Consider the following 21,524-nt stretch of genomic DNA (forward strand, 5'->3'; position numbering starts at 1 on the left):
TGTGCATATTTTGTCGTTTTTTGTTTATTCTACCTTTCGTCATGATATAATCGACCTATCGTTATATTTTTGAAAGGCGGAAGCTAAAATGAGCACTTCGAAGAATGTACAAATGATTTTAAATGGGACAATCTCTTCACTATCAACTGTTATTCCGGTCAAATTGGATGTCCTTGCTCCGTCGATTACAGTTCAACCGTATGAACAAAAAGAGATAAGCGTCTTAATTGGACTTGTCGGAGGCATAAAAGGAAGGCTTATCATTGATGCATCTTTAGACGCCATTAATACGATTGGACAAGCAATGTTTGGCATGTCAATCGAAGGTGAAATGATTGAATCATTCACAGGCGAGCTTGGCAATATGGTTGCTGGAAACTTATGTACAATACTCGAAAAAGACGGCCTCATCCTTGATATTTCCCCCCCTACCGTGATGACGGGAACAACGAAATTTTATGGTTTCAAACAGGCATTTAAATTGCCAGTCAAGATCGACGGCGGCGGAATGTTGACTGTCCTGTTAACAATTGATGAAAATTAAAGTTCACTAAAAACAGTCCCTTCCCTGGATTATTTCGGGTTCACGGGACTGTTTTTTACTTTTTTATAAGTTATATAACTTCGTGTATTTTTCAGATAAGTAATCTGCTAAATATTTGGCGTTCAATCCTTCACCTGTCGTATCTTTAATAATTTCAAGTGGCTGTTTCATCTTGCCGTATTTGTGAACATGTTCAGTTAACCAGTCAAGAATCGGGCCAAAATCACCATTTCCACAAAGTTCATCAAAATTAGGTAGGTCTTTTAACATTGCCACTTTCAATTGAGCTGCGTACATATAGCCAAGTGCATATGACGGGAAATAACCGAAGGATCCGCCAGCCCAGTGAACGTCTTGTAAAATACCTTCACCGTTATTTTTTGGACGGATACCCAGGTATTCCTCATATTTATCATTCCAAATTTCAGGAAGGTCTACCACTTCATAATCGCCGTTAAAAATCCCTTTTTCAATTTCATAACGAATCATAATGTGAAGTGGGTACGTCAGTTCATCTGCTTCAATCCGTATAAGCGATGGTTTTGACACATTGATTGCACGAAGGAAATCTTCGAGCGCTACGCCTTCAAACTGTTCAGGTGATTGGCTCTTTAATAAATCAAAATTATACGTCCAAAAGTTTTCATTATGTCCGACAAACTGTTCATAGAATAATGACTGCGATTCATGAATCCCCATCGAAGTACCATCTGCTACTGGTAATCCTTCAAGTTCTAAATCAATATTTTGTTCGTAAAGTGCATGTCCGCATTCATGAATTGTTCCAAAAACGGCAGAACGGAAATCATTTTCATCGTATTTCGTCGTAATTCGGACATCCCCTATATTGATGCCAGTGGCAAATGGATGAACGGTTTCATCCAATCGACCTGCATCGAAGTCATAACCAAGTTGCTTCAATATCTCATGACTGAATGCTTTCTGATTTTCTTTCGGAAATTTTTTGAATAAAAATGACGTATCGGGTTGGTTACCTGATTCTGAAATTTTCTTCACAAGTGGCACGATTGTCTCTTTCAATTGGCCGAAAACTTCATCGATGATGTCTGTTGTCATCCCCGGTTCATATTGATCGAGCAATGTATTGTACGGATTGCCATCTTTTTCTCCCCAATAGCCAATGAACTTTTTAGTCGTTGCCACGATTTTCTCAAGATATGGAAGGAACATGTCAAAATCAGCTTTCTCTTTCGCTTCTTCCCATGCTGATTCCGATTGAGAAGTCAGAACGACAAATTCACGGTACTCCTCCGCCGGAATTTTTTTGCTTAAGTCATATTCTTTTTTTACTTCTTCAACTGTTTTCAACAAAATTGGGTTAAGTGTGTCCTTCCTATTGCCTAGTTCCTCGAGATAGCCACCCATTTCCTCTGAGACACTCATTTTAAATAGTTCAGTCGACAATGTACCGACCGCTTCCGATCTTGCCGGAATGCCTTTTTTCGGTGCGCCCGTACGCATATCCCAATACATGATTGAAACGGCTTCTGAGTATGCACTCATTTTCTTTAGCAAAGCTACGAAATTCTCTTCTGTAGACATATCCATTCCCCCTTACTTACTATACTGGTCTTTATTTTAACATAATTCGGGCAACTCATATAGTCTCCTAGTAGGAGATCAGTTTTATTTCAGTAATTAAACTATGCTGAAATAAAACAATTAGCTAATGTCACGTCTGCTGATTAACCATTTTCTTGCATAAAAAGCAGGTAAGAAAGGCTTGAAAAACGCCATTTTAACTTGATCATTTCCGGTCCGCTTTCAGCGAAATAGTCATGACAACTTTACCGAGGGGCGAGTGCGGCTACAACGTTTAAGTGAAAAATACAGCTACTTTTGAAAAAAAGAGTAGATGACTCTTTATAAAGGTTGTAAGTGCCCGAAGATACAATTTCGGGCACTCTAGTACTTTGTACAAGGTGTTCCTTGCTTACTTTTAGTAAAGATTACGCGTATTATCATGCGATGTACTATAAGAAAGTGACTCTTCCTTAACTAAAAAAGACAAGACTATGGAGAAGACTTCAGCCGCCAAAATTGTATCTTTGGCGGCTATTATCCAAATAAAAAGTTCCGCTATTCTTTCGTTCCGAAAAGTTTAAGCACTTTGCGTACGTATACATTTGGAGAGCGACGGATGAATAAGCACCATACGATTATCGAAAAAGATGTTTAGGGATGCGATGAAGTCACATTTCTAAACATCAAGAAATCTCGATAATCGTAGAGAGGCCGTTCAATCCAAAGCGATCCAAATATAATGTACATGAAGCGTCTGCTGTTTGATTAAGTTATTTACGGGTTGTTTTTGGTTAATCAACACATGTGAGTTAATGTAGAACCCCAAATTAGATGTGCATGACTGAATCTTTTTTATAGGACCTATTCAGACCCTTAATAAGTGTTTTTTATTTATTGTCCTTCACAACATTTATACATTTCTTGTATAAACAGCACGAGCTGGACAGTCCTAAATAATAGCGTTTCCCTCAGAAATACAAAAAGGCCTCCCAATATTACTAGGAGAGCCTTACAAATTATAATTAAACTGTCATTTTCATTTTAACAGGGAAAATACTTTCAATTTCAGCTTTCATTTCCTGTTCTTTACCTTCTAGTAAAAGATGTACTGTTCCAGAATCGGCTGACGTCCGTATGAGTCGTCCTGCACCTTGGCGTAGCCTTAGTAGCATGAATGGTAAGTCTACTTCACGGAAAGGATCCTTAGCGTGCTGACGTCTCGCGTCGAACAACGGGTCCGATGGTGGTAATGGCAAATCGTAAATAATGACGCGTGTCAATGCATCTTGGGGAATGTCGAGCCCTTCCCATAAGTGATAAGAGCATAAAACTGGTACTTTCTTCTGTTGGAAGTCACGCACGATAGAAGACAATTCTCGTTCACCTTCGAAAGCGATACGGTCTTGCCACTCGCTAGGAACGCGCTCTTTGAAATGGTTCATCGCTCGTTCTGACTTGAAGAGAATCAGTGTTTGCTCTCCATCTTCTAAAAGTTCAAGCGCTCGCTTCGCTTTGCCACCGGCTTCTATATCCGTCGCAAATACTTCCATCACTTCATCATAATCAAACGGAGATTCCACTGAGAATGACAAGTAATCTTGGATACCAAGACCATCTGCCAAATAAGTAAACGTTTCACCGACTGATAATGTAGCGGATGAAAAGACGATTGGCGTGTTGGATGAAAACAGTTTCTCTCTTAAAATGTCCGTCACTAGACGTGGCATGATAACCAGTGTGGATTCGCCTTCGCGACCTTCAAGCCAGTCGACTGCATCATTTTGAGAGGTGAAGAGGTCCATTGAGTAAATGTATTGATCCAGATATTCCTCGACCATTCTCAAATCATATGCCGGAATGATATAGAGTTCACCTTCAAAAACAAATTCTTCAAGAAGCGCATTCGAGATTTTCACAACCTCTTTTCCAATTGCCAGAAGTTCAGGTGTTTTCTCAATCGCTTTCCGTTCATTCTCCGTTGTATCCGCAAGCGCATCGAGTAATTTAAAAAATGCTTCATGCGAATCAATTAGGCGCTCCATCAGTTGAAGTGTCGACTCTCTTATTCCATCGACCATAATTCGTTCAAGCAGATTTAGCAATGTACTATTTTGTACCTCATACGTCAAAGCACGCTGAGCCGAATACTCAAGAAGATGGCCTTCGTCGAAGACAATCATTGACGGTTCTGGTAATAATGGTAATTGTCCCTGTCTTTTACGGGATTCTTTTGTCCAAATATGCTCCATATAAAAATCGTGAGAACAAATAACGAGTTCGACCGATTCGCGATAATGATTTCGGTGAATTGTCTGACCACATCGATTACGAACATCACACGCAGCACATTGCTGGATGGGATGGAAGTTCACTGTTTTCCACTCTTCATCACTTAAATTTGGATAATCCGAACGTTCTCCGTAAGGAAAAATCGATTGCAATGAACCGGAACCGTAAACGAATTCAGGTAGTTCATCTGCCACAACATCAACATAGTCTTCGTCAATCGTATTACCCGCCTCTTCCAATCGTTTCAAGCATAAATATTGGTCACGTGATTTAGCAAGTCGAACATCGATATCAAGACCGAGCGCTTCACTAATTTTCCGGATATCACCGTCTTCTTTTACAAGCTGGTCAATCAGTGTCTCATCCGCACATGAAATGAGAGCCGGTTTGCCAGTATAGCGAGCATAAGCGATTGCAGGAAGTAGATAAGCAATTGTTTTACCTGTCCCTACACCCGCTTCCGCAAAAAGAACTTTCTTTTCTTTCAGTGCTTGTTCAATTTGGAACGCCATATAGATTTGTTCATCACGGCATTCAAATCCTTTTTCAGTCAGTTCATCGTATAACGTATCCCCTATCCAGTCGTTCAGTGACTCATAGAACGATTTATCTTTTGATAACGGGAATGGCATCTTGCTCTTCATCGTTTACCCCTTCCTTATTACATGCAAAAGGAAGAGGAGTTTCCCTCTTCCGCATTCTATCAATTATTGACGTTGGCCCCAGAACTGATACAAATCAGTACGAATAAAACCATTGAATAATTTCCTTTTCTTCGTTGCTCTATGTCCGTACATTTTTTCATAATTTTCCAATGAAGACAACATATAAACAGACCATGATGGATAGTTTTTCATTATACGGCCAAGTTCCTGCGTAATTTCTTCAGCCTCTTCTACCTCACCAAGACGTTCACCGTATGGCGGATTCCCCACCATAACTCCGTTCAAGCCCTCTAACGTCAAGTCCCGCACGTCACATGTTTGGAACTTGATCAAATCCATGAATCCAGCTCCTGCCGCATTCTCTTGTGCCACTTTAATCATTCGGGGATCATAATCAAATCCTGAAATATCAAGTGGTTGGTCGTATTTTGCGAGGTCTTCCGCTTCTTCACGAACTTGATCCCAAATATTTTTATTGATCCATGGCCACTCTTCACTTAAAAATTCACGATTGTATCCAGGTGCAATGTTTTGCCCGATCATCGCAGCTTCAATTGCGATTGTACCTGAACCACAAAACGGGTCAACGAAAGGACGATTTGGATTCCAACGTGACACTTTCACAAGCGCTGCTGCAAGTGTCTCTTTCAACGGTGCATCCCCTTGTGCAAGTCGATATCCGCGTTTATGTAGTCCCGTTCCACTTGAATCGATCGTTAATGTTACTTTATCTTTTAAAATCGATACTTCCAATTTGAATAAAGGACCTGATTCATCAAAGAAACCAATTCGTTTATAAGCAATCTTCAAGCGTTCAACAATCGCTTTTTTTACAATGGCCTGGCAATCAGGCACGCTGTACAAAGTAGATTTCACTGATTTACCCGCAACTGGAAACTCTGCGTCAACTGGCAAAAAACGTTCCCATGGAATCGCTTTTGTCTGTTCAAATAAATCATCGAACGTCGTAGCTTCGAATTCACCTGCAACAATACGAACACGGTCCGCTACTCGGAGCCATAGATTCGTTTTTGCAATCGCCAATTCATCGCCCTGGAAATAAATCTTCCCATTTTCCGAAGTCGTTTTATAACCAAGAGCTTTTACTTCATCTGCCACAAGTGATTCAAGCCCCATTGCAGATGTTGCCACTAGTTTAAATTCAGTCATGCATTTCCAACTCCAATTCTATACCATCAATCATTTCCATGAATTCATCAAGGGTTAACTTTTTATAGTATTGCCAATATAACCATATTTTTTTCACACTTTAATTCTCCAAAAGAAAAGCTCCCCATCTTATTGGAGAGCAATCAATTTAAAAATAATACCATAGGAAATTCGATAAGCCATGTTTTGTTCCCGTGTACTCAAACGGCTCACGCCTCGTACTTAGGGTGGTAATCATCTATCTACAGGTATACACCTGTCTCTTCCTACAGTTCATTTCCCTCGGAAGAGTGCCCCTACCATAGTTTGGGTTTCTCACTCGTGGGGTTTACCGCGTTCCATCTGCCCCGTTTCCGAGACAGCTACGTCACTGTGGCACTGTTCAGGGAACCTCATCCATATCCGAAGACTTAGGATTTATTCCCGCCGTCAACGCGTTATACGCGAAGCCACGGCTTATTCTTTCGCCGAGCACGAACACTACGGTCATCTCAGATCCGTGTGAGCATGGACTTTCCTCTACAACATAGGATGTTGCAGCGATTACCTAAATTCCACTATGATATTTTTAGTATACCGTACTTATGTTTCATTTACAATATATTATTCTTGGTCGAAGAGTTTACTTCCGAAAACATGCTTTTCCAGATTTGAAATTCGCTTCAATATATCAAAGTTCGTTGTTCCAGCACTTCCAGCCGCAGGGCGTTTTTGTGCAGATTCAAGTTCTCTTTGCATGCGTTCATTTTCGGTACGCAATTCTGTAATCGTCTTTTTAAAAGCTTCATAGTCATGAATAATATCATCAAGGAAGAGATCTACTTCTTCCTGATTATAGCCGCGAAGGCCCGTTTTGAATTCCTTCTCAAGAATCGTTTTTGTATCCAATTTAGTGTCCATGAAAAATCGCCCTTCCGTCTCTGTTTACATACCGTTGATTATAACATATATTGTCCGACTTTGTCTTACTAAAGCCGACTTTCAACCGTTTTTTGTCGCTTCGTGCGCTTGCCTGGGAAATAATTTTCTAGTTATCCTTATTTCCCTTTTCAAGAAATCATTTCTCGAACGTGCCCGAAATCTTTCCGCCAAGTAGGAATCCGCCTTCAGGAGCTTAATCGCCTCTTTCGTGGAGTCTAATGCCTTGTTTAACTCTTTCAGCTTATGCTCGTAAAGCTTCGCTAATTCCTCTAATGCGATAATTCGTTCACGTCCGGTAAGACCTGTTGCCGCTATCTTGAATGAAGAGACTGCGTCCTCGTAAGCCTGTTCCTTTTTCAAGATGAACCCGAAGTGAAAATGTGTCGCAGGATGATTGATCCCATACTCGGCAATGACACTTTCAAAGATTTGTTTACTACGGTCATGCGACTTTAAATCACCAAACCATTTCCCAATATTCGTATGGGTCACGGCCGATTCTCGGACATCGCTTTTCAATAGCAAATCGGTTGACCGTATATAAAGCGCAACTAGTGAAAGGATATCCCATTCATTATGGACGAGAACTTTCATTAATAGTTCCGCGCGACCATTCTTAACAGCATCTTGGTAGATGATTGGCGCCATATGCCCTGGGATATCTCCTTGTCGGAAGAAACCAAGTTGTTCCTCCTCAATTGCAGGTAGTCGAAACGTTGCCATCTCACCTTTCCAAATACGTCTGGAACCATGCAACAAATCGATTTGGGTATGCTTGAGAAGTGGCGGTAATTCTTTACGGTTCATCGTCCATCGTGTTTCCACCATTGGGATATCAAAACTTTTGCCATTATACGTAACGATTGTCGACGGCTTTTCCCATAATCCAGTTGCATAAAGGAATGCCGCTTCGTGATCAGGACCCGGAAGGACATACTGCGTCATTTTAAAAGATGATGCCGTCTGTTCAATGAACCCCATGAGGAATATCAGTGTACCTGCTCCTTTTAAACCTGTCGTTTCTGTATCAAAGAAAACAAGCGGTTTTGAAAAATCCGGAGACAGTGGATGCACTTCACCGGACTTCTTCCATTTATCGATCGTTGACTTCAAACCCGAAAGAATAATGTTTCCGTGCTGATGGTCAGTGTCGTATTCAACAATACGTTTATAGACGATGCCATGTTTATTTACGGCTTTTGTCAAACCCGCGTCCAGCCACTGCTGTTCATAGACAGGTACTTTTGCAACGGGTTTTACAACTTCTGGCACATCTTCAGCTACCACTTTAGAAGTTGTTTTTTTCAACAACTTCTTCATTTGCATCAGTTTCTGTTCATATGACATTTCTTTCCCCTCCCGCTAGCGTCTTAAGAAGGGATCCGACATCCCGTTTCATGCCCATACCAGCTTCTTGCGCACCGATACAAACCGGACAACCCGACTCGCAGCGACAGGTGGACACATGATCGGCTGCTTTTTGCAACAGCTCATCCCACCGTTCAAAAATCTTTTCACTCAGACCTATTCCGCCTGGATAACTGTCGTAAATGAAAATAGTTGGCTTTCCGGTATGAACAGCTTTCACTTGCGGCACAACATGGATATCCGTTTTATCGCAGCGGACGAATAACGGGATAAATGACTGGATCGCATAGGCTGCACCCGTCATCGCATCCGTCAGTCCAGCGCCCGTCCATCCTTCAGGTATGTCGAATGTGTACCACGTGGAAGACGTATGTAATTCTTCTGCGGGTAATGAAATCGGACCAGAACCGATATTATCATGTGTATCGAATCTGATTTTCTTGAAAATCGTCGGGATTGCAAGTACAGCGATATCACCATAAGCGGCCTTGTTATCTCCGAACTGTTCGGCGATATCTTCATTCATCACTTTCAGTTCCACTGCAAGATTGGCATCCGTGAAGTAATCGACATCGACTTCTGTGACATAGGCTTTCTTTTCATCCCAATCCAATTGCTCAACTTGGAACTGGGTTCCTTGATGGATATAAATTGCTTCTTCATGGAGGAGCGTCATCGCACTAAAACGATCCATCTCCCCTATGACCTTCGTTTCTTTTGGATACGTTTTATCAATAATGATGACGTTTTCCTGTGTTGCAGAGCGAAGACTCACTTCACTTGCTGGAAAACTGTCTGTCATCCAATGCCATTTGTCTGTAGTCTTTATCAAAACTCCTTCGCTTTCAAGGAACGCGAGTAATTCTTGTACGTCAAATTCACCATATGTTTCTGTCGAAGAAAATGGCAGCTCAAATGAAGCACATTTAAGATGATCCATTAAGATAAACATATTATCCGGATGAATCCGTGCTTCTTCCGGTGATTGGCCAAGAAGATAATCAGGGTGTTCAATAATATATTGATCGAGAGCCAGGGATTGGGCGACGTAAATAATGAGCGCCTCATCTCGCCGTCTTCCCGCACGCCCTGCCTGTTGAAATGCACTCGCAATATTTCCCGGGTAACCCGTCATAATACACGCTTGTAGTTGCCCGATATCAATGCCAAGTTCAAGTGCATTCGTACTAACAACCGTACGGATAGCTCCATCCCGAAGCCCTTTTTCAATTTTCCGGCGTTCTGAAGGTAGGTAACCTCCCCTATAGCCCATTACTGTTTCATCGAACAGTTTCTTTTTCGTCAATGCTTTCATATACGTGACAAGCATTTCAACTCGTACTCGGCTTTTTGCAAAGATAATCGTTTGGATGCCTTCCCGGTATAAAAGCGCGGCGATATCTCGCACTTCAAGTACAGCACTTCTTCGAATACCAAACGTTGGATGAACGACCGGTGGATTATAGAAGACAAAATGTTTCTTTCCGGCGGGTGCTCCATTTTTGATGATTACTTGAACGTCCTCATTTATCAACGACTCCGCTAGTTCTTGCGGATTTGCAATTGTCGCAGATGTGCAGATGAACACTGGATCACTGCCATAATAGTTGCAGATTCGTTTCAACCTTCGCAGCACATGTGCGACATGACTGCCGAAAACACCTTTGTACGTATGCAATTCATCGATGATGATGTATTTTAAGTTCTCGAATAACGACACCCATTTTGTATGATGTGGCAAGATACCTGAATGCAGCATATCGGGATTTGTCAGCACGATATGACCCGACTTTCTAACCTTAGAACGCAAGCCAGGTGCAGTATCCCCGTCGTATGTATAACTGAGGATGGTTTCCCCACTCGCTTCAATCAGCTCATGGAGGTCCGCCAGCTGATCTTGGGCCAGTGCTTTTGTTGGAAACAAATAAATGGCTCTCGATGTATCATCTTCGAGGATACTTTGCATAACAGGTAAATGATAGCAAAGGGATTTTCCGGAAGCTGTCGGTGTAACGGCGGTAATAGAATTTCCGGATGATGCCAGGTCGAAGGCTTCTCTTTGATGGCTATATAATTTATCAATTCCTTTGGATGCAAGTGCTTTAATAATCGATGGATGGAGTTTTCCCGGAAATTCGGCGTAGATTGCTTCTTTCTCAGCAATCGTTTTAGTATGGATGACGTTAGCGGAAAAAGAGGCGTCAGTGCGCAGTTTTTCTAACACTTCGTGAACCGCTTTCTTCTTTATCATCGTACATCGCCTTCTTGTTCAAGACGTAGTGCGTCCAAAATTGTTTTTAACGTATATTCAGCTGAATTAATCGATAAGATAAAACGTTTTTTACCTGTCTTTTGATAAAATGACTGGACGATGAATTGCTTCATAGAGTCAGTCAGTGTTTCAATTTGAATTGGATGAACATATTTCGGCTTGGCTGTCTTGATGAATTCAGATACTTCCTCGGTCCATTCATCAAGCAACGTATGATATTGATCTGCATATGGTTTTACTTCTATGAAAAAGTCGGGTTCCCGATCGAGTTCTCTCATCTGCGCATGGCGCTCGAAGCATTCCTTACAAACAGCAAGTAGCGCTTCAGTTTTTTGTTGTAGATTCATAATGATACACCCTTTCCGGACGTTTCTTTTATTTTAACAGATATGACCGAGATGCACCAAATTCATAGGAACGTATATTCCTTGGTATTACTAATCCTTCATTACTAGATAAAGTGCTATTTAGGTTGAAGTATTGAATACGTCATATGAACTGAGCGCAGGCGCCTTACAAGGGGGCAGCTGGAACCATAAGACTGGCAGCGAAGCTTGTCAGGCTTATGGGAGGGCACTGAAAAAGTTCTTTTTTATAGTAAGAACTAGTTGATTGTAGTGAAGAGCGGCGACTCCAGCGGGAACAGCGCGAGCTGAAGACCCCGCAGGAAGAGCCGTTACGAAGAACGGCTCTTGCGAGCAAAAGCGCTAGCGTTGGGAGCACGGGGCAAGAGCCGTTACGAAGAACGGCTCTTGCGAGCAAAAGCGCTAGCGTTGGGAGCACGGGGCAAGAATGCCTTAATTTCTGCAAAGAACGCAGAAATACGGCAAATCGAACCCTCTGCTGTTCGATTGGCTGAAGCCGTGCCCGCGGAAAGCGTCCGCTCGGAACGGAAATCAACGGGATTGAAGGAAATCGTACTTTTTCAGTGCCTTAGTTTATCGCGGAAGGCATCCCTGAAGCGCCGAAGCGTTATTGAATGGAATCATTTAGCTCAATCTATATAGTTAATTTTCAACAGGACTAAATGTAATCTCCACTTTTCCCTAGCAGAATAACGTCTTTGATACAAGTGTACATCATAATTATGTTCAAATTATGTCACAGAAATTAAAACTTCTTCTCTATATGACAACTAATACTAGTGCTCCTTTAACGTGTAAGGTACATTAACGATAATAGATAGCTTGTTTCAACGTTAAAATATGCATCATTAAGGGAGAACTTTGTTAATGGCTACGAAAATCGCTTGGATTACTGATACAGCTGCACAACTAGACGAATCTTTTATACGAAAACATAACGTACATATATTACCATTGAGTATCGTATTTGCTGATGTTGTTTTTAAAGAAACAGTCGATATGACACAGGAAGAGTTTTACGACAAATTACGTGTTGCCAAAAATCCCCCCAAAACATCCCAACCCGCTATTGGTGAAATGGTTGCCCTTTATGAAAAACTACAGGAGCAAGGCTATGATTGCGCAATTGCCTTGCATGTGTCTAGCGGCCTATCCGGCACATTTGATAGCTCGCAAACAGCTGCACAAATGGTAGACTTCAAGGTCTATCCAATTGACTCGAAAATCGGCTCCTATCCGATGATCAAAATGATTGAAATTGGCAATGAACTACTAGAACAGGGACATGACATTAAAGAAGTCGTTGCAGCCATCAAAAAAATGACGGAAAATTCCAAATTATCCTTCATACCTGCTAATCTAAATCAGCTCCATAAAAGCGGTCGTGTCTCTGGAACACAAGCATTTCTAAGTAATTTGCTAAATATTAAAGTGGTCATCTCGTTTGAAGATGGAAAACCAGTGATGAAAGAAAAAGTTCGTGCCAATAAACGAGCTAAAATAAATGTGACAGATTTACTGCGCAGCGACATGGAAAATAGCAGCATCCCAGAAATCGCAGTGATCCACTGTAACAATGTAATGAATGCTGAAAGTTGGAAAGAAGAGCTATTGCAGGAATTCCCAAACTTGAAAGTACAAGTTCTCCCCCTCAGCGTCTGTGTGGGCGTACATGCAGGTGAAGGTACTACTGGGCTAAGTTGGGTGAGGTATTAAAATGTAGGAACTAGATTATGTTTACGAAAATAATAAGCTGACTGCCTTGTACTAGTCGGCAATCGGCTTATTTTGGATTGTAATTGGATGTCCATTCTTCTATGATATAACAGCTTTATCGTTACATTTTATTCACATACCTTGTTCCCTTTCTTGTATCCACTCCCCTTTCTACTCTTATCGGCTGTCCTAATTAGTAGCCTTCATTATCTATATCGCCACATTTTTTACGCCCTATATGATAAATAATTATTTCCGATTTATTGAATAGGTTTAAGCTTGTTCAATATCTGGACATTAGATTGCAACTTTCCGAGCACTAATCCGTCCAATTGATATGGTATGATAGTGAGATGCGAGGTGATACCTATGACAATACGCTATCCGAACGGCAAGAAATATATACCCATTCAGAAGATAGGCCATCAAAAAAAAGTCGATCTTTCATTCAGTAACCGAGGGAAGTCATTGGAAGATGAATTGAATGAAACGAATGAGTTCTATTTAAGTCGCGGCATTGCTGTCATCCATAAGAAACCCGTTCCAATCCAAGTCGTAAACGTGAATTATCCGGAGCGAAGTGCCGCTGTCATAACCGAAGCCTATTTTAGGACACCGTCTACAACTGACTTTAACGGAGTATGGCAAGGGAACTATATTGATTTCGAAGCAAAAGAAACCAAGAGTGCGACATCTTTTCCATTGCAAAATATTCATGACCATCAAGTGGAACATATGCAATCTGTGTCAAAGCAAGGTGGAGTTGTTTTTTTCATTGTCAAATTCACTTCGCTTGACCGCTATTTTATCGTCCCTTATGATAATTTTGAGAAATATTGGGAAAGAATGAAAAAAGGTGGAAGAAAATCGATCACACTTATAGAGTTTGAGACCATGTCCTTGGAGATTCTACCACGTTTCAATCCAAGGCTCGATTATTTAAAAGCGGTGTCTATTATGACAACGACATCAAACAATGCAACTGAAAGGCAGGAAGATGTATGAGCGATAATATAAATTCAAGAGCTGGACGCCGGAAAAACATTGAGGCAGAACGCGCAAAGAAAAAAAGTAAAAAGACGAATAAGGGAAAAGGCATCATTAAGAAGATAGTTCTGGCAATCGTCGCCATCGGAGTTGCCATACTAGTTGGCGGCGCGGGCTTATTCGCTTTTTATGCAAGTTCTGCACCTGATCTCGACGAAAACCTTTTAAAAGACCCCTTATCATCTGATTTACTTGATATCCACGGTGATGTCTTCATGAAATCGGGCGCTGAAAAAAGGGAGTTCGTTCCCTACGCTGAAATCCCGGACCCGATGCAAGATGCAATACTTGCAACGGAAGACGTCCGTTTCTATTCCCACCACGGGATGGATTTTTGGAGGCTTGGTGGTGCAGTCATCGCGAACTTTAGAAGTGGTTTCGGTTCTCAAGGAGCGAGCACACTTACCCAACAGGTCATTAAGAACTCATTCCTGTCAGAAGAGAAAACGTTAAAAAGGAAGGCACAAGAAGCATGGCTCGCTTTCCAGCTTGAACGTAAGTATGAAAAAGAAGAAATCTTTGAAATGTACTTTAATAAGATTCTGATGTCCGGAAATAACTACGGATTTGGAACAGCTTCAAAATACTTTTATGGTAAAAATCTGAATGAACTTGAACTACACGAAGTCGCTATGTTAGCAGGACTTCCACAAAGTCCAAACGGATACAATCCTTATAAAAACCCGGCTCGTGCTAAAAAACGACGCAATATCGTACTTGGGCTAATGTACCAGCATAAAAAAATTACTAAAGTCGAAATGGAAGCAGCACAGGCGATGCCAGTCACAGGAACATTACTGGCTGACGACAAAAGACAGGTTAGCAACACAAAATACCCAGCTTATGTCGATCTTGTGCTCTCTGAATTGGAAGAAGCGGGTATGTCACACTTGCTTGCTGAAGGCGTAAAAATTCAAACGAATTTGGATCCTGCAGCTCAGCAATCTGTGGAGAATGCATTAAATACGAACGATTTATATGAATCCGAAAAAATGCAAGCCGGAATGACCGTTCTTGATACCAAAACGGGTGCAATCGTTGCAGTCGGTGGAGGGCGTAATTATTCTGGAACGGACTGGAACTTTGCTACAGACCAAAAACGTCAACCCGGATCGGTGATTAAACCGATTCTCTCTTACGGCCCAGCCATCGAAAACCTTAGCTGGTCAACAGGAAATACGGTCGTAGATGAACCTTACAACTATAAAGGGACAGATAAAGCCATTCGGAACGTCGACGGTAAATATCAAGGGACCATGACAATTCGAGAAGCATTATACAAATCCCGCAACATTCCTGCAGTAAAAGTGTTTGAAGAGGTCGGAACTGCAAAGGCAGGCGCTTTTGCGAAAGGGCTCGGACTTCCGTTTGATAAATTGAATTCTTCCAATGCACTTGGCGGCGGAGAATATGATTTTTCTACACTTCAAATGGCAGGAGCCTATTCAGCCTTTGGTAACGGTGGGAATTACACAAAACCGTATGCCATCAAGGAAATTATTTTTAGAGATGGAAAAAAAGCACCTAACATGACACCAAAATCAGAAACAGTCATGAAAGATTCGACTGCATATATGGTAACGGACATTTTACGTGAAGTATTAACAGCCGGAACAGGAACCAAAGCAGCTATTTCAGGTCTGGATATTGCCGGTAAAACCGGGACAACAAACTATCCATCTGAAATCATAACAAAGAACGGCTTGAAAAATTCAGACGTTCCCGATTCATGGTTTGCTGGCTATACGACAGATTACACAATTGCCGTATGGGGTGGTTACGAGAAATATGCAACACCTATCACTACATTCGATAAAGGCAGGTATGTCCCTCAAAATCTGTTTCGCATGGTCATGAGTGACATTTCTGCTGGGAAAAATACATCACGGTTCCAAAAACCTGACTCTGTGGAGGAAGCGACGATTGAATACGGTTCAAATCCACTTGTTTTAGCAAGTCGGACGACACCTAGCAATAGGAAGCGTACAGAACTATTCGTCAGAGGAACTGCGCCCGTAGAAGTTGCTGAAGAAGAAATTATCGAACTTGAAGCACCAAATAGTTTGGCTGCTCAATATAATGAAGAAACGAGTTCTATTGATTTAAACTGGTCCCATAATGCTCCAGTTTCGGAAGCTATCATAGGCAATGTAGAGTTCACCGTATTAGTGGGTGTGGATGGTAGCGATATGCAAGAAATGACAACGACAACAGACACGTCAGTTACATTCTCAGGAGCCGAAGCTGGTCGGAAATATACGTTCTCCGTCGTTGCTAAACTCGACGACTTAGTTAGTAGTCCAGCTACTACGACCGTTCAGATTGAAGAGGTTACCGAAGAAGTCCCAGTACCTGATGAAGAAATTGATACTGAAAACCCAGATGGTGAAGACTGGAACAATGGCAATAACGGTAACGACTGGAACAATGGCAATAACGGTAACAATGACAACAACGGTAATAACGGTAATAACGGCAACAATGGTAATGGCGGTAACGAGGGTACGCCCCCCGATGATGGGACCGGCACCCCGGTTCCACCAGAACCAGGAACCGGGACTGATGGAACCACTACTGATGACGGTACTGGTTCCCCGTAACTAAACTAAAAAGCAGAAAGCGAAATGCCTAATCAGCATTTCGCTTTCTGCTTTTTTATTTCTTTTGTATCGCCAATCTGGCAACTTTCTTTTTGGTTTCTGTAAATAGAGCATCCAGTTGAACATGAGCGTAATGGCTCGTTATTTTATCTTTCACAAAATCGAAACGTTCTATGCCATTCAGTGGAAGTAACGTATAAACAACCTTTCCTATACGGTCATCTAACACTTTCCCACCTTGTTCAAGTAATTCACTATAATTGTCAATCGCCACATTCATCAACTCAACTGCTTGATGATCTTTTTGGTCATAAAAAGCTTCAATTTGATCCCGTACTGTTTCCCATTGATCAAAATAAGGTGCCAGTAGCTCCTTACTTATACGATTTACTTCATTTGGCATTTGCTTTCATCCTCTTCTTCCCTTCCCTGCATAACGGCAGGAGGGGACAAACATTACATCCGGGATTTTGCGCTTTACAATGATACCTTCCGAAAAAAATGATTTGATGATGCGTATCTGTCCATTTTTCCATTGGTGTCCAGCGCATGATTTTTTCTTCAACAGCTAGCACTGAATCTTTCCACCTGTTCATACCAAGTCGCTTCGCTACACGCTCTAGATGTGTATCGATAGCAATAGCAGGTATGCCAAATGCATTCGATACGACAACATTCGCCGTTTTACGGCCAACGCCTGGTAACGTCATCATAACGTCACGATTAGCCGGTACTTCCCCATCAAAATTATCAATAAGCATTTGACTTAGGGCTTGAATATTTTTCGCCTTATTGCGGAATAATCCAATCGACCTGATATCCGTTTGTAGTTCCTCGACATCAACCGCTAGATAATCTTCAGGTGTTTTATATTTTTTAAACAGCTCCGCCGTCACCCGATTCACGAGAACATCCGTACATTGGGCAGATAGCAGCGTTGCTATTGTCAATTCAAAAGGATTGTCATGCACCAGTTCACAATGTGCATCTGGGAACATTTCGCCAAATTGTTCAAGGCAAAATTCCCATTGTTTTTTTGTCAGCATGTACTCCCACCTAATCCCGTTCTTCCAGCCAGTTATAGAAAGGAACACGTTTTACCGAAACAGTTTTTTCTGGTTGCTGTGACGGACGTGTCCCTACGGTCCGGAATGACTTTGTTTGACGTTCAACATCAGACAATGTCTTAACATTTTTCTTTTTCCACTCAAAAAGAATCCGATCGATATACCGGAGACTTAATTTTTGCGCTATGACAGCTTCTTTTAATGCTGCACGGATAATTTCGACTGTATGTCCATCGTCATCCAGCCACATCGTGATTGATTCGCACTCCATTGGTGACAGAAAGCGTCCAAACTCTTGTTCAAACAGCGAAAAAATTTCTCCTTCCGCGTTCTTATGGGTCTCTTCCTCAGCCTCATTCGTTGCGAATGCAATCTGATCGACTAATCGATCCCACAATGGCTGCAAAGAAAAAGTTTCATGTAAAACCCCTTTTTGATCTTCACTTTGACCAATTCGGAGTAAACCGTGTTGCATTAAACGTTGTAAAACCATGGATACTTCATTTTCCGTTAAATCCATACGACTTGCAAACTCGTTAGGAGTTGGGAAATGATTGCCCTCGGATTTATATGCTGTCATATGCATGATTAGCATTGCGTCCAAATCTTTGATCCCGAGACTTTTATAATTGTGAAAAAAGAGCTGGGAAATGTTTACATTCCCCTGCTCAATCCAAATTCGGAGCCGTTCTTCGTGTTGCATGTCCGAACTCCTCTCTTCTATTTAGGTATTAAGGATACAATCTGTTCAATAGACGTGGGAACGGAATCGTTTCACGTACGTGTTCTACACCGGAAATCCAAGCGACAGTACGTTCAAGTCCGAGCCCAAATCCTGAATGCGGTACTGCCCCATATTTACTAAGGTCCAAGTACCATTCATAAGCAGACTCATCTAGGTTATGCTCTTTAATTCGTTGTTTCATCAGCTCATAGTCATGAACTCGTTCAGAACCACCGATGATTTCTCCGTAACCTTCAGGAGCTATCAAATCCGCACACAAGACAACGTCGTCTCGGTCAGGATGTGGTTGCATGTAGAACGGCTTGATGCCGATTGGGTAATGTGTGATGAATACTGGCATATCATAACTTTCAGCAATCGCTGTTTCGTGCGGCGCTCCAAAATCTTCTCCCCATTTAATGTCATCAAAGCCGTTATCATTCAGGAATTTGATGGCATCATCGTATGAAATACGTGGGAATGGCGCTTGAATTTTTTCAAGCTTAGACAAATCACGATCAAGTCTTTCTAGTTCAATTGGACAGTTTTGTAGCACTGATTGAATAACATGCGTCACATACTGCTCCTGTACAACCAAGCTTTCTTCAAACTCAACGAAAGCCATTTCAGGTTCAATCATCCAAAACTCAATCAAATGACGGCGTGTTTTTGATTTTTCTGCACGGAATGTCGGCCCAAATGAGAACACTTTTCCAAGTGCCATAGCCGCAGCTTCCATGTAGAGCTGACCTGATTGTGAAAGAAATGCGTCCTCATCAAAATATTTTGTTTTGAACAGTTCAGATGTCCCTTCTGGTGAAGAACCTGTCAAAATGGGAGGATCTACTTTAACAAATCCGTTCATATGGAAAAACTCATACGTTGCACGAATTACTTCGTCGCGGATTTTCATAACAGCATGCTGTTTACGAGACCGGAGCCATAGATGACGGTGGTCCATCAAAAACTCTGTTCCATGTTCTTTCGGTGTGATTGGATAATCGACTGCTTCATGAATAACTTCAATTTCTTTCACTTGTAGTTCATAACCAAATGTAGAACGCTCATCTACAGTTACTTCTGCTGTAATATAAAGAGAGCTTTCTTGTGTCATTGATTTTGCTTTTGCAAAAATATCTTCGCCAACAACTTCTTTAACTACGACTCCTTGGACGAATCCCGAACCGTCACGTAGCTGTAGGAAAGCAATTTTTCCGCTAGAGCGTTTATTGGCAAGCCATCCACCGATACGAACTGTTTCACCAGCGTGGTTTGGCATTTCATGTATCATGATTGTTTTCATAATAACCTCCGAAAGTTAAACTTCTCTATTTTTTAAAAGACATGAAAGTATAAGTTTTTCAACTGGAGTAGTGTCCAGACTCCAGCGTCCAGCCCCTTGGCCCACAGGACGTGGGTTATGTAGCTGTTGCGACAGGATGTCGCGATCCTAAGATGCCTACTACTGTCGCTTCAGGCCTTAAGTTTTAAGGCCCTCCAGCGCTTGTCGGATCTACCAAGGCATTTGTGCTTTTCTTATTCTTTCCAATTTGCTTCTACAAATGCATGAATACGTCGAATTGCTTCTTCAAGTAATTCGATTGATGTTGCATAAGACAACCTAATAGTATCCGGAGAACCAAAACCAGATCCAGGGATTACAGCGACATTTGCTGTCGTCAATAATGCTGCTGCGAAATCATCCACATTCGCAAACCCTGTGTTCTTAACTGCTTCTGATACATCCGGAAGAAGATAGAAAGCGCCTTGCGGCTTAATAACGTTAAACCCAGGAATAGCCGATAGTTGCGGATAGACCTGTTCCAAACGAGACTCAAAAGCTTTACGCATCGTTTCAACTGCATCTTGCGGCCCGTTATAGGCTTCGATTGTCGCATACTGGGAAGTTGTCGTCGGATTTGACGTCGAGTGACTTGCAAGATCTGTCATCGCATTAACAACTTCTGCATCACCCGCTATATAACCAATCCGCCAGCCAGTCATTGAATGTGATTTGGATACGCCATTAATAAGCAGTGTCCTTTTTTTCGCGTCATCGGAGAGCTGGGCAATGGAAACATGTTTTGCCCCATCATATACAAGTTTTTCATAAATTTCATCCGAAATGATCCAGATGTCTTTGTCTTGACAAACATCGGCAATTTGCTGTAATTCTTCTTTTGAGTAAATCATGCCTGTCGGATTTCCCGGCGAGTTGATGATGACTGCTTTTGTTTTAGATGTAACCGCGTCACGGATTTGCTGGGCCGTCACTTTAAATTGTGCTGCCGCAGTCCCTTCGATATGTACAGGAACTCCTCCTGCTAACTTCACTTGTTCTGGATAACTGACCCAATAAGGCGATGGAATGATTACTTCATCGTCCGGATTGAGAATAACTTGGAACAAAGTATATAGTACATGCTTTGCACCAATCCCAATCATGATTTCTTTTCTAGAATAGTCTAATCCCTGGTCTTTTTGTAGCTTTTGAATGATGGCATCTTTTAGAGCAGGCAGACCACCGGCAGGCGTATATTTCGTCTTGCCTTCTTTCATCGATGTATACGCCGCTTCAATAATGTTAGCAGGTGTATTATAATCAGGCTCTCCCGCTCCAAGACCAATTACATCTATACCTGATTCCTTCATTTCTTTCGCTTTTGCCGTTATGGCAAGCGTCGTTGATGGCGAAAGAGTATTCACCCTGGATGCTAATGATTTCGTCAATTGTATCGCTCCCTTAGAGATTCAATATTCGTTTCCACCATTGACCGTTCTCGAAAAACACATAAACGTAATTAAGTTTTCCGTTATCACTTTTAAATGCGACTTCCCAAACTGGGCCCTCTTCCTCTAGGCCAAGCTTTACATGAAGAACTTTTTTTACATCCAGTTCCTTTTTGACGTTTGCAACAGCCTTTTCTGCCGAAATCCCATCCGTCAACTTCACTTCTTTAAAACCATCTTTTGAGTTTTCATCAACGAAGACCGCTTTTTCTTTGCCATCCGCGTCCACACCGAATACCGTTACAGTCGGAATTGTACCATTGAAAACATCAGCAGAACTTACTGATGCGAGTTGTCCCGATTGAACCGCGGATTCGATTGCTGCCTTTTTAGCCGCCGAAAAAGGTTTTTCGGCATTAACTAAAACCATGACGGTGATGACCGAAGTTAACATTATAAGGAAGACGACGATGAATTTAATCCAATTCAGCATAAATCTTC

17 protein-coding genes and 1 other RNA gene are annotated in these 21,524 nt (G+C 41.7%); 4 read left to right on the plus strand and 14 right to left on the minus strand.

What is annotated here, in order from left to right; genetic code table 11:
* Positions 1-88: 88 nt before the first annotated feature.
* Positions 89-544 (plus strand): chemotaxis protein CheX, encoded by a 456-nt coding sequence (locus MKY15_RS21135; protein WP_067210278.1) that lies wholly within the window; start codon positions 89-91, stop codon positions 542-544.
* A 63-nt stretch (positions 545-607) separates the two neighbouring features.
* On the opposite strand, the gene MKY15_RS21140 is transcribed toward MKY15_RS21135, so the two are convergent.
* From MKY15_RS21140 to MKY15_RS21175, 8 genes are all read right to left on the minus strand, one after another.
* Complete coding sequence (locus tag MKY15_RS21140; RefSeq protein ID WP_338656396.1) at positions 608-2,107, minus strand: carboxypeptidase M32; 1,500 nt, start codon at positions 2,105-2,107, stop codon at positions 608-610.
* 1,004 nt (positions 2,108-3,111) lie between these two features.
* A complete protein-coding gene (locus MKY15_RS21145; protein WP_342538519.1) occupies positions 3,112-5,022 on the minus strand; it encodes an ATP-dependent DNA helicase in 1,911 nt (636 codons plus the stop codon).
* A 63-nt stretch (positions 5,023-5,085) separates the two neighbouring features.
* Entirely contained in the window at positions 5,086-6,213 is a 1,128-nt protein-coding gene (locus MKY15_RS21150) for a class I SAM-dependent RNA methyltransferase (RefSeq protein WP_067210287.1), read from the minus strand.
* A gap of 170 nt (positions 6,214-6,383) precedes the next feature.
* An RNA gene (rnpB, locus tag MKY15_RS21155) (RNase P RNA component class B) lies at positions 6,384-6,768 on the minus strand.
* A 48-nt stretch (positions 6,769-6,816) separates the two neighbouring features.
* Positions 6,817-7,113 (minus strand): cell division regulator GpsB, encoded by a 297-nt coding sequence (gene gpsB / locus MKY15_RS21160; protein ID WP_067210288.1) that lies wholly within the window; start codon positions 7,111-7,113, stop codon positions 6,817-6,819.
* An 81-nt stretch (positions 7,114-7,194) separates the two neighbouring features.
* On the minus strand, positions 7,195-8,481 hold the full coding sequence (locus MKY15_RS21165; RefSeq protein ID WP_187045111.1) for a ribonuclease H-like domain-containing protein: 1,287 nt from the start codon (positions 8,479-8,481) through the stop codon (positions 7,195-7,197).
* Complete coding sequence (locus tag MKY15_RS21170) at positions 8,471-10,753, minus strand: DEAD/DEAH box helicase (protein ID WP_342538520.1); 2,283 nt, start codon at positions 10,751-10,753, stop codon at positions 8,471-8,473. Before MKY15_RS21170 ends, MKY15_RS21165 begins: the two co-directional genes overlap by 11 nt.
* Complete coding sequence (locus tag MKY15_RS21175; protein WP_067210295.1) at positions 10,750-11,121, minus strand: YppE family protein; 372 nt, start codon at positions 11,119-11,121, stop codon at positions 10,750-10,752. The genes MKY15_RS21170 and MKY15_RS21175 overlap by 4 nt, the downstream gene beginning before the upstream one ends.
* An 885-nt stretch (positions 11,122-12,006) precedes the next feature.
* Between MKY15_RS21175 and MKY15_RS21180 the strand changes: the two genes are divergently transcribed.
* The 3 genes from MKY15_RS21180 (at position 12,007) to MKY15_RS21190 (ending at position 16,502) form a co-directional block, all read left to right on the plus strand.
* Positions 12,007-12,855, plus strand: a complete 849-nt coding sequence (locus MKY15_RS21180; RefSeq protein WP_067210300.1) for a DegV family protein — start codon at positions 12,007-12,009, stop codon at positions 12,853-12,855.
* Positions 12,856-13,224: 369 nt separating this feature from the next.
* On the plus strand, positions 13,225-13,860 hold the full coding sequence (recU, locus tag MKY15_RS21185) for a Holliday junction resolvase RecU (protein WP_067210303.1): 636 nt from the start codon (positions 13,225-13,227) through the stop codon (positions 13,858-13,860).
* On the plus strand, positions 13,857-16,502 hold the full coding sequence (locus tag MKY15_RS21190; protein ID WP_187045114.1) for a PBP1A family penicillin-binding protein: 2,646 nt from the start codon (positions 13,857-13,859) through the stop codon (positions 16,500-16,502). Before recU ends, MKY15_RS21190 begins: the two co-directional genes overlap by 4 nt.
* A 55-nt stretch (positions 16,503-16,557) precedes the next feature.
* Here MKY15_RS21190 and MKY15_RS21195 read toward each other — a convergent pair whose 3' ends face one another.
* From MKY15_RS21195 to MKY15_RS21220, 6 genes are all read right to left on the minus strand, one after another.
* Complete coding sequence (locus tag MKY15_RS21195) at positions 16,558-16,905, minus strand: YpoC family protein (protein WP_342538521.1); 348 nt, start codon at positions 16,903-16,905, stop codon at positions 16,558-16,560.
* On the minus strand, positions 16,895-17,548 hold the full coding sequence (gene nth, locus MKY15_RS21200) for an endonuclease III (protein WP_067210310.1): 654 nt from the start codon (positions 17,546-17,548) through the stop codon (positions 16,895-16,897). The genes MKY15_RS21195 and nth overlap by 11 nt, the downstream gene beginning before the upstream one ends.
* Before the next feature lie 10 nt (positions 17,549-17,558).
* Positions 17,559-18,272, minus strand: a complete 714-nt coding sequence (locus MKY15_RS21205) for a DnaD domain-containing protein (protein ID WP_067210312.1) — start codon at positions 18,270-18,272, stop codon at positions 17,559-17,561.
* A 28-nt stretch (positions 18,273-18,300) separates the two neighbouring features.
* Positions 18,301-19,596, minus strand: coding sequence for an asparagine--tRNA ligase (gene asnS, locus MKY15_RS21210; protein WP_067210314.1), 1,296 nt, complete (start codon positions 19,594-19,596; stop codon positions 18,301-18,303).
* A gap of 233 nt (positions 19,597-19,829) precedes the next feature.
* Positions 19,830-21,023, minus strand: a complete 1,194-nt coding sequence (locus MKY15_RS21215) for a pyridoxal phosphate-dependent aminotransferase (protein WP_255428446.1) — start codon at positions 21,021-21,023, stop codon at positions 19,830-19,832.
* Between the two features lie 13 nt (positions 21,024-21,036).
* Positions 21,037-21,516, minus strand: coding sequence for a DUF5590 domain-containing protein (locus MKY15_RS21220; protein WP_067210318.1), 480 nt, complete (start codon positions 21,514-21,516; stop codon positions 21,037-21,039).
* Between the last annotated feature and the right edge of the window lie 8 nt (positions 21,517-21,524).

Origin of the sequence: Sporosarcina sp. FSL K6-1540 (genome assembly GCF_038620285.1) — a bacterium.
Taxonomy (GTDB): domain Bacteria; phylum Bacillota; class Bacilli; order Bacillales_A; family Planococcaceae; genus Sporosarcina; species Sporosarcina psychrophila.